This window comes from Natronobacillus azotifigens, from assembly GCF_026805325.1.
Classification (GTDB): Bacteria; Bacillota; Bacilli; order Bacillales; family Amphibacillaceae; genus Natronobacillus; species Natronobacillus azotifigens.
The window spans coordinates 75251-89043 of sequence record NZ_JAPRAT010000014.1; the positions used below are offsets into that span (position 1 = coordinate 75251).

At 35.4% G+C, this 13793-nt stretch carries 15 protein-coding genes; 6 read left to right on the forward strand and 9 right to left on the reverse strand.

Going from position 1 to position 13793, the window contains the following annotated elements; translation table 11 throughout:
* Window positions 1–371 precede the first annotated feature (371 nt).
* From OWO01_RS08475 to OWO01_RS08485, 3 genes are all read right to left on the reverse strand, one after another.
* A complete protein-coding gene (locus OWO01_RS08475; RefSeq protein WP_268780017.1) occupies window positions 372–884 on the reverse strand; it encodes a hypothetical protein in 513 nt (170 codons plus the stop codon).
* A 118-nt stretch (window positions 885–1002) separates the two neighbouring features.
* On the reverse strand, window positions 1003–1521 hold the full coding sequence (locus tag OWO01_RS08480; RefSeq protein ID WP_268780018.1) for a DUF84 family protein: 519 nt from the start codon (window positions 1519–1521) through the stop codon (window positions 1003–1005).
* Between the two features lie 81 nt (window positions 1522–1602).
* Window positions 1603–2670: a M42 family metallopeptidase gene (locus OWO01_RS08485; RefSeq protein ID WP_268780019.1), complete on the reverse strand. Its 1068-nt coding sequence runs from the start codon at window positions 2668–2670 to the stop codon at window positions 1603–1605.
* A 187-nt stretch (window positions 2671–2857) separates the two neighbouring features.
* Here OWO01_RS08485 and OWO01_RS08490 point away from each other — a divergent pair, with 187 nt between their 5' ends.
* Window positions 2858–3175 carry a PepSY domain-containing protein gene (locus OWO01_RS08490; protein ID WP_268780020.1) on the forward strand — a complete coding sequence of 106 codons (318 nt, stop codon included), beginning with the start codon at window positions 2858–2860 and terminating at the stop codon, window positions 3173–3175.
* A gap of 340 nt (window positions 3176–3515) precedes the next feature.
* Here the strand turns inward: OWO01_RS08490 and trmB are convergent, their stop codons facing one another.
* The 4 genes from trmB to thpR form a co-directional block, all read right to left on the reverse strand.
* Window positions 3516–4157: a tRNA (guanosine(46)-N7)-methyltransferase TrmB gene (gene trmB / locus OWO01_RS08495; protein WP_268780021.1), complete on the reverse strand. Its 642-nt coding sequence runs from the start codon at window positions 4155–4157 to the stop codon at window positions 3516–3518.
* Between the two features lie 26 nt (window positions 4158–4183).
* Window positions 4184–4981, reverse strand: a complete 798-nt coding sequence (locus OWO01_RS08500) for an aminoglycoside phosphotransferase family protein (RefSeq protein ID WP_272506076.1) — start codon at window positions 4979–4981, stop codon at window positions 4184–4186.
* A gap of 372 nt (window positions 4982–5353) precedes the next feature.
* Window positions 5354–6256 (reverse strand): NERD domain-containing protein, encoded by a 903-nt coding sequence (locus OWO01_RS08505; protein WP_268780023.1) that lies wholly within the window; start codon window positions 6254–6256, stop codon window positions 5354–5356.
* 10 nt (window positions 6257–6266) lie between these two features.
* Window positions 6267–6839, reverse strand: coding sequence for an RNA 2',3'-cyclic phosphodiesterase (thpR, locus tag OWO01_RS08510; RefSeq protein ID WP_268780024.1), 573 nt, complete (start codon window positions 6837–6839; stop codon window positions 6267–6269).
* 162 nt (window positions 6840–7001) lie between these two features.
* On the opposite strand from thpR, the gene OWO01_RS08515 reads away from it, so the two are divergent.
* Entirely contained in the window at window positions 7002–7220 is a 219-nt protein-coding gene (locus OWO01_RS08515) for a helix-turn-helix domain-containing protein (RefSeq protein ID WP_268780025.1), read from the forward strand.
* Window positions 7221–7266: 46 nt separating this feature from the next.
* Here OWO01_RS08515 and OWO01_RS08520 read toward each other — a convergent pair whose 3' ends face one another.
* Both OWO01_RS08520 and OWO01_RS08525 read right to left on the reverse strand, forming a co-directional pair.
* Window positions 7267–8004 (reverse strand): pseudouridine synthase, encoded by a 738-nt coding sequence (locus OWO01_RS08520; RefSeq protein WP_268780026.1) that lies wholly within the window; start codon window positions 8002–8004, stop codon window positions 7267–7269.
* Between the two features lie 11 nt (window positions 8005–8015).
* Window positions 8016–9656 (reverse strand): putative polysaccharide biosynthesis protein, encoded by a 1641-nt coding sequence (locus OWO01_RS08525; protein WP_268780027.1) that lies wholly within the window; start codon window positions 9654–9656, stop codon window positions 8016–8018.
* 223 nt (window positions 9657–9879) lie between these two features.
* On the opposite strand from OWO01_RS08525, the gene OWO01_RS08530 reads away from it, so the two are divergent.
* The 4 genes from OWO01_RS08530 (at window position 9880) to OWO01_RS08545 (ending at window position 13327) form a co-directional block, all read left to right on the forward strand.
* Window positions 9880–11136, forward strand: a complete 1257-nt coding sequence (locus tag OWO01_RS08530; protein ID WP_268780028.1) for a BaiN/RdsA family NAD(P)/FAD-dependent oxidoreductase — start codon at window positions 9880–9882, stop codon at window positions 11134–11136.
* Window positions 11137–11386: 250 nt separating this feature from the next.
* Window positions 11387–11770: a GntR family transcriptional regulator gene (locus OWO01_RS08535; RefSeq protein WP_336283955.1), complete on the forward strand. Its 384-nt coding sequence runs from the start codon at window positions 11387–11389 to the stop codon at window positions 11768–11770.
* Window positions 11760–12617 (forward strand): ABC transporter ATP-binding protein, encoded by an 858-nt coding sequence (locus tag OWO01_RS08540; protein WP_268780030.1) that lies wholly within the window; start codon window positions 11760–11762, stop codon window positions 12615–12617. Before OWO01_RS08535 ends, OWO01_RS08540 begins: the two co-directional genes overlap by 11 nt.
* Entirely contained in the window at window positions 12614–13327 is a 714-nt protein-coding gene (locus OWO01_RS08545) for a hypothetical protein (RefSeq protein ID WP_268780031.1), read from the forward strand. The genes OWO01_RS08540 and OWO01_RS08545 overlap by 4 nt, the downstream gene beginning before the upstream one ends.
* The last annotated feature ends 466 nt before the right edge of the window (window positions 13328–13793 follow it).

The window sequence follows — 13793 nt, forward strand, 5'->3', positions numbered from 1 at the left end:
ATAGAGATGGAAAAACAAGCAAAGATCATGATCCTAGTAGTTGCATTCGCCCATAAAAGCTCTTATTTTATTACGAAACTGGTATGCGAGTAATCATTGTAATTAAATAAGACCTCCAGTGTAATGGAAGCCTTATTAATACTATTTACTTAAAAAATGTTGTTCATTGATTAGTGCCGAGATGGAACAATCTCAATCAATAGATCGTCAATTGTGTAATTAGATCCATTACGTATAGCATACACTTATTTTCTTTATATTATTTTCCTTATAAAACCATTGTTCAATAGAATCACTATCTTTTTTTATAAACTTAAAACTACCACTAAGAAAAAAAGACAACAACTAAGGATAGTCATTCTATTTTTATCTTAGTGAAGAAACACGATAGAATTAATCATCTCCATCATATCTGCTGCGTTTTCCTCTAAATCACCTAATGTTGTTTGTGTCGTTATTTTAACTCCACCAATCCCAACTTGTAGTTCATAACTGTCTTCCTTGTCCGCAACTTTCAAATACCCGAAACGTTCTTCATCTTCAAATGTCTCTAAAAGAGAGAAGTCGTCATTTGCTTTGGCAGAGAGGTAAAACAAGTCACTATCTTCTGCTTCAAAAGTGTTGTAAAACAAAATGAACATTTGATCATCATCGCGAAAAATCAAGTTACTTGGTGAATCTTCCACGACTTCGAACTGATCAGAAATATACAATTGAAAAAGTTCCAATTCCTCATTTGGATCAGGTGATTCTGTATAAAATGCATTTTCTACAGTTTCTTCTATTGTTTCAAATGCTTCTTCTTCTGTTATTCCACTACATCCACTGATAATAGCAAAACTTGCCACAATCATTGGAAGTGAAAATACGAACAACTTGCTCATCTTCATATCCTCCTGAATGATAATTTTCACATTATCTATCATACTATGAATTTCCGATGAAACAAGCATAGATTTGAAATTAACAAAACCTTAATATATTGTAATAATTTTGTTATATTTAGCGATTATTCATCGTCTTTTGGTAAAACAAATATTGTCCTTTCAGTTGTTTGACTACATGAGCAAACATCTCTTCTCGTGTTACGATATTTTCAGTTAATATACCAATCGTTCCTTCGCTTTGTCGAACATCGATTTTATTTGCAAAAGAATCTATTACCCTGCCCAACTCTTGCCCTCTATCTAATTCCACAACTAATTCACTTGGAAGCGGAATCCTCGCACCACTTGCAATGTAGAGCTGGTTATGTGGATCTACTAGTGCACCCCAATTGCACAAAAAGAGGTGATCATGAAGCCGCATTACACCACCTTCTAAACCAATCGCAAGATGTTCTGGGAATCGCTTATGAATTTCATTTGCTCGATTGATGGCACCAGTTAAGGTTTCCTTATCACTAAATGGCTGATCCGAAACAAAAGATGGAACATCAATTGTCTCCACTGTTTCTGTTGGATAAACTAATTTCACGGCACTTTGCTTTGCTTTATTCTTTGAACCAAGAATGATTTTCATTATGCTTAACCCTTTCACTCCTAAGTTTTTCAATCGTAAAAAAATAAGAAGCAGAATAGTTAGTCCTGCTTCTTATTTCCATTAGCTATTAGATCGAATTTGCGCAACCGTATTTTCGTCTGTGTTTTTAACTAATCTTACGATGAGTTCTTTTGCTGCAGCATAATCATCGACATGAATAATAGAAGCATGTGTATGAATATAACGCGAACAAATACCAACTACTGCAGAAGGTACCCCTTCATTTGCTAAATGAACTCGTCCTGCATCCGTTCCACCTTGTGAAATAAAATATTGATACGGAATATCATTAGACTCTGCTGTATCTAAAATAAACTCACGCATTCCACGATGTGTAATCATCGAACGATCAAAAATCCGCAATAATGCACCTTTACCTAATTGTCCGAATTCTTTTTCATCCCCTGACATGTCATTTGCTGGGGATGCATCTAAGGCAAAGAAAATATCCGGTTTAATCATGTTTGCAGCTACCTGTGCACCGCGAAGACCAACCTCTTCTTGTACTGTAGCGCCAGAATATAGCGTATTGGGCAGTGTTTCTCCTTGTAATTCTTTTAACAATTCAATAGATAAACCACAACCGTAACGATTATCCCAAGCCTTTGCTAAGATCTTTTTCTCATTAGCCATTGGTGTAAATGGGGTAACAGGAACAACTTGCTGTCCTGGCTTAATCCCAATTTTCTTTGCATCTTCTTCGTCATCAGCACCAATATCAATTAACATATTTTTTAATTCCATTGGTTTTGCTCGTTGTTCTGGTGTTAAATTATGTGGAGGTATAGAACTAATAACCCCAATAACAGGGCCATTATCGGTCATAATTTGAACGCGCTGCGCCAACAAAACTTGTGACCACCAGCCACCAAGTGTTTGAAAACGCAACAAACCATTTTTCGTAATCTGGGTTATCATGAAACCAACTTCATCCATGTGTCCTGCTACCATTATTTTCGGGCCGCTACCTTTTTTTACACCGAATATTCCACCTAAGTTATCTTGAACCACTTCATCAGCATATTGCTCTAGCTCATTACGCATAAATTTACGTACAAGATGTTCATTACCTGCTGCACCTTGCAACTCCGTTAACGTCTTAAATAACGTTTTAGTTTCCTTATTCATATGTATGACCTCCCATATTCTTGTCCATTATTTTTATTGTAGCGAATTTTGAACTTCATTACCACTCTTGTGACCTAAAAAAGATTTTATGAATAAATAAAATTCATACTTGTTTCAATCTGTTCAATTTACTATATTGCAGAAAATAAGGTATACTATTGATAATCTTAAATTAGAGGTGAATTAAATGAACTGGAAAAAATTATTATTTGCGGGCGGAATTGGTGCGGTGATTGGTTATTCTGTAAAGGCGCAATTAGACAATTTACCAATTAGACCTGAAGAAGCATTAAAACAAGTAAAGAACGCTTTTAGAGAACGTGGGCCAGTTAGCGGGTCATGGATATACATGAAACCTGAAGAGTTAACCTATAATGAGTTAGACTACACTGTTTATCGTGGTGGGATTACTCGCACGATCGATAATGTAAATACACAATATGAATTCTTTATTGATGCCTATACGGGCTCTGTTATCGCTGTCGAAGAAACAAGTTCTATCTAGAAAACATGATCATTACTACATCAAAAACAACAACAAACAAGTTTCTAATTGATTATAGTCAAACACAAATTGTATAAACTGTATATTAGTGAATCCAGGTGTATGTAGGCGTTTCGACGAGGTTAGCGTCATTTTCCAACCTCAACCTCGGCAAAAGCAAGCCTTATGACGAAGTTACAGTACTTTTTTATCCCCCATCCTCACGTAAACATCATTAAAGATAAAGAAGATAAATTACTGAGCTGTTTATGCCCATTGTGGTTGGGATTATTATTCGTTTTACCTGAAAAGAGTATAGAAAAAAATTCAAAAAAAAAAAAAGAGACAAATATGTCTCTTTTTATTTTGGAAATCTTGCTTGGCAACGATAGATTGGTTGTCCTTTTTCTGAGAATTTCTCTTCGTACTCAGTCATCACATTCGTTGGATCTTCGTGAGCGTGAAGATCTAATAAAACTTCTTCAATAATCATACCATACTGAGAAAAACTAGCTAAAGAATACTCAAATAAACCTTGATTATCTGTTTTAAAAACCAACTTACCTTCTTTTTTCAGCACTTGTTCATATTGCTCTAAAAAAGACTTGTGCGTTAATCTTCGTTTTTCATGACGATTTTTCGGCCATGGATCGGAGAAGTTAAGATAAATTTGATCAATCTCTTCATTTCCAAACATATCACGTAAATCTTTTGCATCTTGATTGATAAATTTAATGTTTGAAGGTTGTTGTTCTTCTGCTTTCTGCACAGCACTTACTATGATACTTTTTACGACCTCAATCGCAATAAAATTACGATTAGGGAATTGTTTTGCCATACCTGTAATAAATTGGCCTTTTCCAGCACCAATTTCTAATTGGATTGGCTGTTGTTTTGGAAACGCAGTTTGCCAACACCCTTTATAATTATCTGGGTCAAGGATGACATATTCCTTTTGTTCGTTTAAATAATCATCCGCCCATGGTTTGTGTCTTGCACGCAATTTCATTACTCCTTTAATCAGTCGTTTTAAGACTTACTATATAGCTTTGCTCGTTCAACCAATGGATATAATTCTTTAAGGTCTTTTGTTGCTTCAACAAATTTTCCAGATAATTGATTTGTATAGTAAGTAGAAATGAGATCATAAATCATATACCAGTGCATTCTTGTGTAAAGATTATCATGATTTTGAATGCCATACATCTCTAACCAGTTATCCCAATCCTGTTCAGGAATATACCAATTTAATAACATTCCCAAATCAAGTGCAGCATCACCAATTTGTGCATTATCCCAATCGATTAAATATAATTGACCACAGTTCGAAACGAGCCAATTATTATGGTTTAAATCACAATGGCACACTACTTGTTTCACACCTGTCAGTATAGGTAAGTGGTTTTCCATAAATTTCAACCCTTGATGGATGGCTACAGGAACAACAACATCATTGGATTCCACCGCCAATCGTTTCAGGTTCTGAAATAGAAATGAAGGATCCATTGGTTTTTTACCCATTCGTGTTAGTAAGTCTAGTAATTCTGCTGAATGATGAATTTTCCCTAATAGATTTGCCACCATAGGGTGCTGCATTTCTTCAGGATTTAATTCTTTTCCATCAAGCCACTCTTGCGCAGTGATCACATCACCATTCTCTAAGCGTTTTGTCCATACTAGTTTCGGTACGATTCCTTGAGCAGACAAAACCGCTAGGAAAGGGGAAGAGTTACGCTTTAGAAATAGACGCTTTTGCGCTGATTTTGCATAATAAGCTTCACCAGTTGAACCACCTGCTGATACAATTGTCCATTCCTCACCAAGCATATACTGCACATTTTTCACCTTCCAATCTTTCACTATAGTCCCTTGTTTATTCAATAAAAATAGTATGTTAACTATCTAATAATCAATAAAGTGAAACTTCAATCAGTGGGGGTTTTTAGATATTCCCCCACTGATTGTTAGTTGATCCATTCGGGGTGCTAGCGTCCGTTACTCCCACGTAAACAATTTGCTTTTCTTGTTGTTTTGAAGTGGGAGTCTTACGGACGGTTGCTCCGGGATAAATTTTTATTCGTAAAATTTTTTGTCAAAAAAAGAATGATAATATTAGATTACCTCATAATAGGGGGAAAGATCAAGTTTAATCTTTACTATCTTTTAAAAAACTTTAAGGAAAACCCCCAAGCTTTCCGGTTAAAATTCTTCCTTATCCTGTTGATTCCATTCTGGCCGATTCACTGCAACCGTGTCAGAAAAGGAAAGCAGCGCTTCTGCTACTTTTAACTGATTATGTTTTAATGGGGAAACAAAATTGCGTTTCTCTTGAAGCCATTGTTCGTGCTGATCTTTTCCAACAAAACTAGTCTGATATGGCTCTAAATAAAATTGAATGTGATTTGTACGTGACAGAACTACATTATTGACGGGGATATTTAATGAATTTACAGCCAATATACTTTTCACAATTTTTTCCGTTCTTCTTATCGAAATCATTGGACTTATTATCTTCTTTCTTACATTATTCTCCTCAACAAACCAAGTCCTACCGTCTTCTGCGATAAAATGTTGATCGGACGGCCTCTCTAATAACTGGATAATTTCAATACTAACAGGAGTAATCATAATAATGTCAGCATCGACACTAGCATTTTTCAATTGAAATATAGGATGATACATAAAAAGAAACGTATCCGGAAATCGCTGCATAAAATACTTCAACGTTAAATTCTCTTGATAACTTTTATCAAGAAAAGACATTTCGCTAATGGTCGATGATGCCCAATTGAGTTGAAAAGGGAATAACATATCTAAAAATTGTTGTTTTAGCTCTTCTTTAGTTTTGGGTAGTTGCGATGTTTCGGCTTCCTCCACATCGATTTCCTTACGTCGATTAAAGAATTGTTTAAAATTAATAAACGGAAACTTTTGTTCCGGCTCCTCTGTATCCTCTTCCTCAGGTTCACTGATCCTTGTTTCCCACATTTGAATCATTTTTTTCCAATTCTCTTGCTTTAATCGAATATATTGTCCTGGATAATGAAAAACATCGCGTTGATACCGGGAAATATAATCTTCTAATTTTATCAGTTGTCCCATAAGAATCACCTCATTCTAACTTCCAACTACAGACCTCTTGATATTTTGGTTTTGCTCCTAAGCATATTTTGTATAACACAAAGCGGTCTATGTTTATTTCAATACCTCTTGCAAAGAAACGTTTAATCGTTTGTTGTTCATCCTCGCTTAGTTCTCCTTCTCGCCACTTTTTCGCTATCGTAACATGTGGCCGATACTCTCTTCGATCTGTTGAGAAATTTAATTTATCTGTAATCGCACGAAGGGATTGAACGATATTCAATAGTTCGCACGGGCGATCAGATCCAATCCAAGCTACACGAGGTCGGTCTTTTAAACCAAAGAAACCTAAACCTCCAAGCGAAAGTTTAAATGAAGAAAATGGACATGATGAATCTATCTGATCGATTAATTGTTTTTTTTGCTCATAATCTAAAGCACCTAAAAATGCTAAAGTAATATGAAAATCTTCTTCATCCGTCCACTGACGATAAGACAGATTACTTTCCTTTTGAAATTTTTTTTGCTCTTGCAGTAACCAACTTTTTGTTCTTCTATCAAAAGGGATTGCCAAAAAATAATGAGTTTTTGGTTCCTTTGTCATTAAATATCTCTACTTTCTGTATCATAAGTATATATCGGAATAATCTTAATTTATTGTAAATTGAGTTCGATAACTAGCATTTTGTTAATAAAAGGTGTAAAATATGATTATAGAGATTCAGTTACACCACAATTCTAATGCAGTCATTTAAGGAGTGGTTCTTTGAGTCAATCAACATCCCGTATGCTTACTCGCGTTAAGGCAGTCTACTTATTTATCAGAGAAAATGGTCCAGTGACCACAACAGAAATCGCTGAAGAATTCGAGATTACAGATCGTACTGTCCAGAGGGACCTTAATGTCTTAGAGTACAATGGCTTAGTGTCTAGCCCGAACCGGGGAAGATGGGATATTACGAAAAAGAAAGTGAAAACTTCGTAGTATTAACTGCAACTTTATACCATGCTGACTACTGGTATTTGTCAGCTTATTTTTTTTGTGCATTTTTTTCATTTTTTAGTTGCTTTAAGTAGCTAATTTCCTCATCACTTAACCTTCGATACTCTCCTTTTGATAACTGTTCGTCTAGCTTCCACTCTCCCATTGCCATTCGTTTTAAATAAACGACTTTTTTATTCACTGCTTCAAACATCCGTTTCACTTGGTGAAACTTTCCTTCCGTAATAATCAATTCAATTTCTGACTGTTCACTACTCGTTAAAATGGTTAATTGTCCTGGTTTTGTCTGGTAACCATCATCTAACGTTACCCCTGCTGCGAATTTTTTCCGATCTTCCTCGGTGACTTTTCCATCAATTATTGCATAATATGTTTTTCCCACATCTTTTTTAGGTGACAACAATTGATGGGCTAGCTTTCCGTCATTAGTAATTAAAAGCAACCCTTCTGTATCTTTGTCTAATCGACCGACTGGAAACGGTTGTAATACTTGATCTTCTTCGTCCAATAGATCGATAACAGTTTCATCCCGATGGTCCTCTGTTGCACTTACAACTCCCGCCGGCTTGTGTAACATAAAGTAAACAAATTCCTCATAGTGAACTTCTTCTCCCAAAACGGTAATCTGGTCAGATTCTGGATCCACCTGCGCTTTAGCCGTTTTAATTATCTTATTATTCTGTCTTACATTACCTTCTTTAATTAATTGTTTCACTTCTTTTCTGCTACCAAAACCTGTGTTTGCTAATAATTTATCTATTCTCATTGCAATCTCCTTTATGATCTTGCTCTTCTCGTGATTTTTCCAATAATTCGAACGCGTTCACCTAATATTCTTTCCAATAATGTAGATTGATAACTCAACCATAGATAAATACCTGCTCCGATTGTGACAGCAATAAACAAAATCAACACATTTGCCAATCTTCCATCCTGATAGCTTATCCATCCACTTAATATAAAAGTAACCAACCAGACAGCAAGGCCCATAATGGATGTAAAGATACCAATTAACATCGTCCGTTTTACTATTTGGCGTATTGGAAAATTGATCGCATATTTTATACGCCAAACATTAAGAACAACTGTACAACATGATGCAAATAAAGTTGCAATAATCGCTCCAGTTGGTCCAAACAAATGAATCAAAGGAACATTAAATACAGCTTTGATAAAAATACCACAAAGCAAACTAATCACAGCAAAGCGTTGCTGACTAATCCCTTGCAAGATAGAAGCTGTAACGGTAAAGAGTGCGAAAAACAATGCAACGGGAGCATACCATCCTAATAAAGAACCGTTTAAATCGATAAAATCATTCACTCCATAAAAAGCACCCCATACTTGATAGGAAAGTACAGACATCCCTACCACTGCTGGAATAATTAACAACATAATGATTTGAATCGATTGATTGATTTGCTGAAATAGCAATGTTTTATTACGATCGACAAAAGATTTTGTTAAGGTTGGCAAAGTGGCTAAAGAAAGACCGGTTGATAGTGTAATCGGAATCAGAACTAATTTGTGACCATATAAATTAATGTTCGAAAAAGCATGATCAATTACATCACTTGCATAACCTAGTTCAGCCATTGTTCGGGAAAAAGTAATGGCGTCTACTTGCTGATACAACGGAATAGCTAAGCCAACCATAACAAATGGACCAGCATAACGGAATAACTCATGAAATAAATGTCGTGTAGATAATTCATGAGTTGGTTTTATTTGTCTTCGCAATGTTTGATCCAAATAAGGTTTTCGTTTTTTCCAATACCAAAACAGAACAACTGCCGAGGCAATTGCTCCGATGAAAGCCGAAAACGTCGCAAAACCAACGGCAACAGTTTGGGAACCATCAAACAAATGAATAATGACAAAAACAGAAATAAGTAAAAAGCCAATTCGTACGATCTGTTCAATCACTTGAGAAATTGCAGTCGGTCCCATCGATTGGTGTCCTTGAAAAAAACCACGGGTAATACTCATGGGAGGAATAATTAATAATGCAAAACTAACCATACGAATCACCATTGTTACGTCAGCTATTGTAATACCTACCGCATCTTTCGGGATATAGATTCTTGCTAATAATTCAGCACTACTAAATAACAAGACAAATCCTACGACACCTGTAACCATCATTAAACGAAGCGCTAATTTATACATTCGGTGACTTGTCTGATAATCTCCTAATGAATTATATTTGGCCACAAATTTAGAAACAGCTAGTGGAATCCCTATCGTGGATAAGCTGACAAAAATGCTATAAGGACCATATGCAAGTCCATATAACATCCCACCAGAGGCCCCTACCAAACTCTCAAACGGAATTGTATATAACATCCCGATAAACTTTGAAAAGAAGGTGGCAGCAGTTAATAAAATCGTGCCACGTATAATCGTATTTTTAGACATAAACTCACCTTAAACTTTCTTTAATAATATACAGAACAATTTGATCTTAATCCCACTTTTTCTTTTGAAAATTCTCAAATAGCTATGATTGGATTGTACTTATTTTATCACAAAATATCTAGCTAGTTACCTTTTCACAATAAAGTTTGGCATTTTTTTAACCTTGACGTAAAATATAGTATAATTTGTAATAGTACGCGTTGCAAATGAAAGGATGAATAGATTGATTTATGATGTTACCGTAATCGGTGGTGGCCCCTCTGGTTTAATGGCTGCCATCGCCGCTGCAGAAAATGGGGCCAAAACCTTATTAATTGAAAAAGGAAACAAATTAGGTAAGAAACTTGAAATTTCAGGGGGCGGACGATGCAATGTAACTAGTCGTTTACCTGAAGCAGAGATTATTAAGCACATTCCTGGAAATGGACGATTTTTGTATAGCGCTTTTTCGCTATTTAATAATGAAGATATCATTGATTTTTTCGAAAAATTAAACGTTCCTTTAAAAGAAGAAGATCATGGTCGAATGTTCCCTGTCAGCAATTCAGCAAAAGATGTTGTACAAGCTCTTGTGACCCAATTACAACACTTAAAAGTTACCATAAAAAAGAACAGCCCTGTAGAAGCGATTGACTATGGCACCAACAAACATACCGTTATCTTTAAAAACAAAGAAAAAGTTGATACCAAGAATGTTATTCTAGCGGTTGGTGGGAAAGCCGTTCCATACACTGGCTCAACCGGAGACGGCTATAGTTGGGCAAAAAAAGCAGGACACACCATCACAGAACTCTATCCAACAGAGGTCCCTTTGCTTTCCGATCAAAACTTTATCAAGCAGAAAACGTTACAAGGATTAGCCCTTCGAGACATCGCTTTAACAGTAAAAGATGAGAAAGATAAATCAGTAGTCACACATCGAATGGATATGCTGTTCACTCATTTTGGAATTTCCGGTCCTGCAGTATTGCGTTGTTCTCAATATGTTGTGAAACTTTTACGAAAAGGTAATCAGCAGGTGAAACTTGAAATTGATGCACTTCCGGATAAAAAAGAACATTCATTAATAGAAGAAATTAACGATGAATTAGTAAAACAAAGCAAAAAGAATGTGCGAAATATTTTAAAAGGACTTGTGCCTGAACGCTACTTGGATTTTTTACTTTCTAAGCACTCCATCTCGTCCGATACAAAAGCTGCAAATATTTCCCGGGAAAAGATTTATGCTTTAGTAGGCGATTTAAAAGCTTTTCCTATTCTTGTCCATAATAGCCTCCCCCTAGAAAAAGCGTTTGTTACAGGAGGCGGAGTGTCTATTAAGGAAGTCACACCTACAACGATGCAGTCCAAACGTATGGACGGACTATTTTTTTGTGGGGAAATCCTAGACATTCATGGCTATACTGGCGGCTATAACATAACAGCCGCAATGGTTACAGGTCGCGTAGCTGGATTACATGCCGCTTGGTCTGTAAACTAATTTTTTCTCCCGCAAAACTTCCGAATTGTTTCGGAAGTTTTTTTCTGAAAAAATTTATCTTTAATGCTTAAATATCTTAAGATCAGAAATCCACTGACTAGAACTACTGTTTACTTTTTTCCTCTAACTATTTGATATTAACCGACTGCGCTCTAAATCTCTCTATTTATCACCCAATTTACTATTTTATATTGCATTTTATTTCCTCTTGTTATATAGTTAGTTACATAAGTAATTAACCAATTAGGTGGTGAGCAATTTGACTGATCGTTTGCGTGATGATCGACCAATTTTTCAACAAATCGCCGAATTCATTGAAACAAGTATCGTATCTGGTGACTTAGAAAAAGAGGAACAAATCCCTTCTACAAATGAATTCGCTAAGCATTATCAAATAAATCCTGCAACTGCAGCGAAGGGGATAAATTTACTTGTCGATCAGGGTATCATTTATAAAAAGCGAGGGGTGGGAATGTTTGTGACGGGATCTGCAAAGACAATTATTTTACAAAAAAGAAAAGATCGATTCTATGATCAGTATGTTAAGCCATTGCTTCAAGAAGCACAAAGGATTGAATTAACCGAAACGCAGTTAACAAATTGGATTAAGGAGGGGCTTAAAAATGAAGATTGAAACTAAGCAATTACGTAAAACGTTTGGTAAAGAATCCGCATTAGAAGATTTATCTATTACTTTTTCTGGAGAGAAGATTATAGGTTTATTAGGGAAAAACGGAGCAGGTAAAACCACGTTCATGCGAATACTGTCAGGGCATTTCCAACAAACAAGTGGTACGATTGCGGTAAATGAACAATCACCATTTAATCATAGCGATGTTTCAAAAAATATATGCTTTATTCAAGAATCAAACAATTTTTATGGGAAATTTAGAATTGATGAAGTTCTACAAATAGCAGAAGTTTTTTACCCGAATTGGGATAAAGATCAAGCTGAACATCTCTTAAAAGTGTTCAAATTAAAAAGAAAACAGAAAGTTAAAGCTCTATCCAAAGGAATGCTGTCTGCATTAGGAATCATTGTAGGTCTGGCAAGCAACGCACCAATAACCATCTTTGATGAGCCTTATATCGGTTTAGATGCCTCTAATCGTTCATTATTTTATGACTTGCTTTTGCAATCCTATCAAGATAATCCAAGAATGTTTATTCTGTCTACACATTTAATTGATGAGATCAGCAAGTTATTTGAAGAGGTAGCTATATTACATGAGGGTAAATTGCTTTTGCACGAAACAACCGCTGAATTAGCTGAGAATCATCTGTTAGTGTCTGGAGAAACCTCTGTTGTTGATCAAGCGATCAAAAATAAAAATGTCATTCATCAAACATCAATGTTAGGGAAGAAAAAAGCAGTATTATTTGGTGAGCAACTTGCTACTACAGATGGATTAGAAGTGAGCAAAATTGGGCTTCAGGATTTAGTGATTTATTTAACCAAAGAGGAGGTAGATTCCTTATGATTTCCGAAATTAAAAAGAGTTTATATTATCTTTATAAATTATCATTTCGAACAGTTTTAATTTTTTGGCTTGTATATCTTGGTATTATGGGTTTATTTATGATTCTAGCAGTTACTGCAGGGGGAGGAATAGAGTTCTTTGGTGTTAACTCTCTGCCGAGCTTAATTTTCATGTGCATACATGGAGTGATCTTTTTTAAAGACGGCTTTCCATTTGTGATTAAATATGGCGTTTCAAGACAAGGTTTTCTCTCAACTCTTTTCATCTTTTCTATTATTCTGAGTTCGATTATGACTGGATTAAGTTACTTGTTTGTTAGGTTGATCAACTGGATTGTAGAGCTATTTTCTATTGAGAACTTTGATTTTGTTGGTCTCGATATGGGGGAATATGTTACCTTAACAGATCATAATCCCATATTCTTTGAATGGTTACTTCATTTATCATTATTTATTTTATTTATGTTAGTTGCTTCAGTACTATATCGGTTTGGTTTGAAAATTGGCGGAGTATTATTAGCCATCTTTCCTATTAGTATGTTCATTCGTCCCGTTGCAGAAAAAGCACTGGATTTATTAACCTATTTTGCACTGTTTCATGATAATTACACACCACTTTCTTTCCTTATTTTAATTGTTGGTCTTTCTCTTCTGTTATGGTTCTCTGTTAAAAAAGCTAGTGTTGTTGATCAAATATCATTTAAGGCTTAATTATTTCATTATTAATAAGGAATAAGTTACGGTAATGTGAAACTTCAACCAGTGGCGTTTTTTAGGTATTCCCCTACTGATTGTTAGCCCTAAAGGATGACCTAACCATTCGGATGCTAGCGTCCGTCACTCCCACTTAAACAACTTGTTGTTCTCGTTGTTTTGAAGTGGGGTCTAACGGACAGTTGCTCCGAGATAAAGCGATCTTTTAATTATATGAACAGGAGTGCTAAGTACCAGCTAGAAGCGTAGCACTTACCCGAATCTATAGAGATAAAGGAATCACGGTAAGCTTGCTAACCGATGATAGCTTATCGAAATTGATTCGTGAAGTTGCCTTGTTTTTGGGCTCAGAGCTATGCGTGGTTATATCTGTCCCGTAAAGTTATTTCTATTTAAATTTTTACATTTCAAAAACAAAAAGAAAAACCTTTTAAGAATGAACTTCTTAAAAGGTTTTTCTTTT

Bases quoted from the DNA above. Each gene is read 5' to 3' on its own strand.
- OWO01_RS08475 (WP_268780017.1), bottom strand. From the start codon at position 884: ATGAGCAAGTTGTTCGTATTTTCACTTCCAATGATTGTGGCAAGTTTT.
- OWO01_RS08480 (WP_268780018.1), bottom strand. From the start codon at position 1,521: ATGAAAATCATTCTTGGTTCAAAGAATAAAGCAAAGCAAAGTGCCGTG.
- OWO01_RS08485 (WP_268780019.1), bottom strand. From the start codon at position 2,670: ATGAATAAGGAAACTAAAACGTTATTTAAGACGTTAACGGAGTTGCAA.
- OWO01_RS08490 (WP_268780020.1), top strand. From the start codon at position 2,858: ATGAACTGGAAAAAATTATTATTTGCGGGCGGAATTGGTGCGGTGATT.
- OWO01_RS08500 (WP_272506076.1), bottom strand. From the start codon at position 4,981: ATGCTTGGTGAGGAATGGACAATTGTATCAGCAGGTGGTTCAACTGGT.
- OWO01_RS08505 (WP_268780023.1), bottom strand. From the start codon at position 6,256: ATGGGACAACTGATAAAATTAGAAGATTATATTTCCCGGTATCAACGC.
- thpR (WP_268780024.1), bottom strand. From the start codon at position 6,839: ATGACAAAGGAACCAAAAACTCATTATTTTTTGGCAATCCCTTTTGAT.
- OWO01_RS08520 (WP_268780026.1), bottom strand. From the start codon at position 8,004: ATGAGAATAGATAAATTATTAGCAAACACAGGTTTTGGTAGCAGAAAA.
- OWO01_RS08525 (WP_268780027.1), bottom strand. From the start codon at position 9,656: ATGTCTAAAAATACGATTATACGTGGCACGATTTTATTAACTGCTGCC.
- OWO01_RS08540 (WP_268780030.1), top strand. From the start codon at position 11,760: ATGAAGATTGAAACTAAGCAATTACGTAAAACGTTTGGTAAAGAATCC.
- OWO01_RS08545 (WP_268780031.1), top strand. From the start codon at position 12,614: ATGATTTCCGAAATTAAAAAGAGTTTATATTATCTTTATAAATTATCA.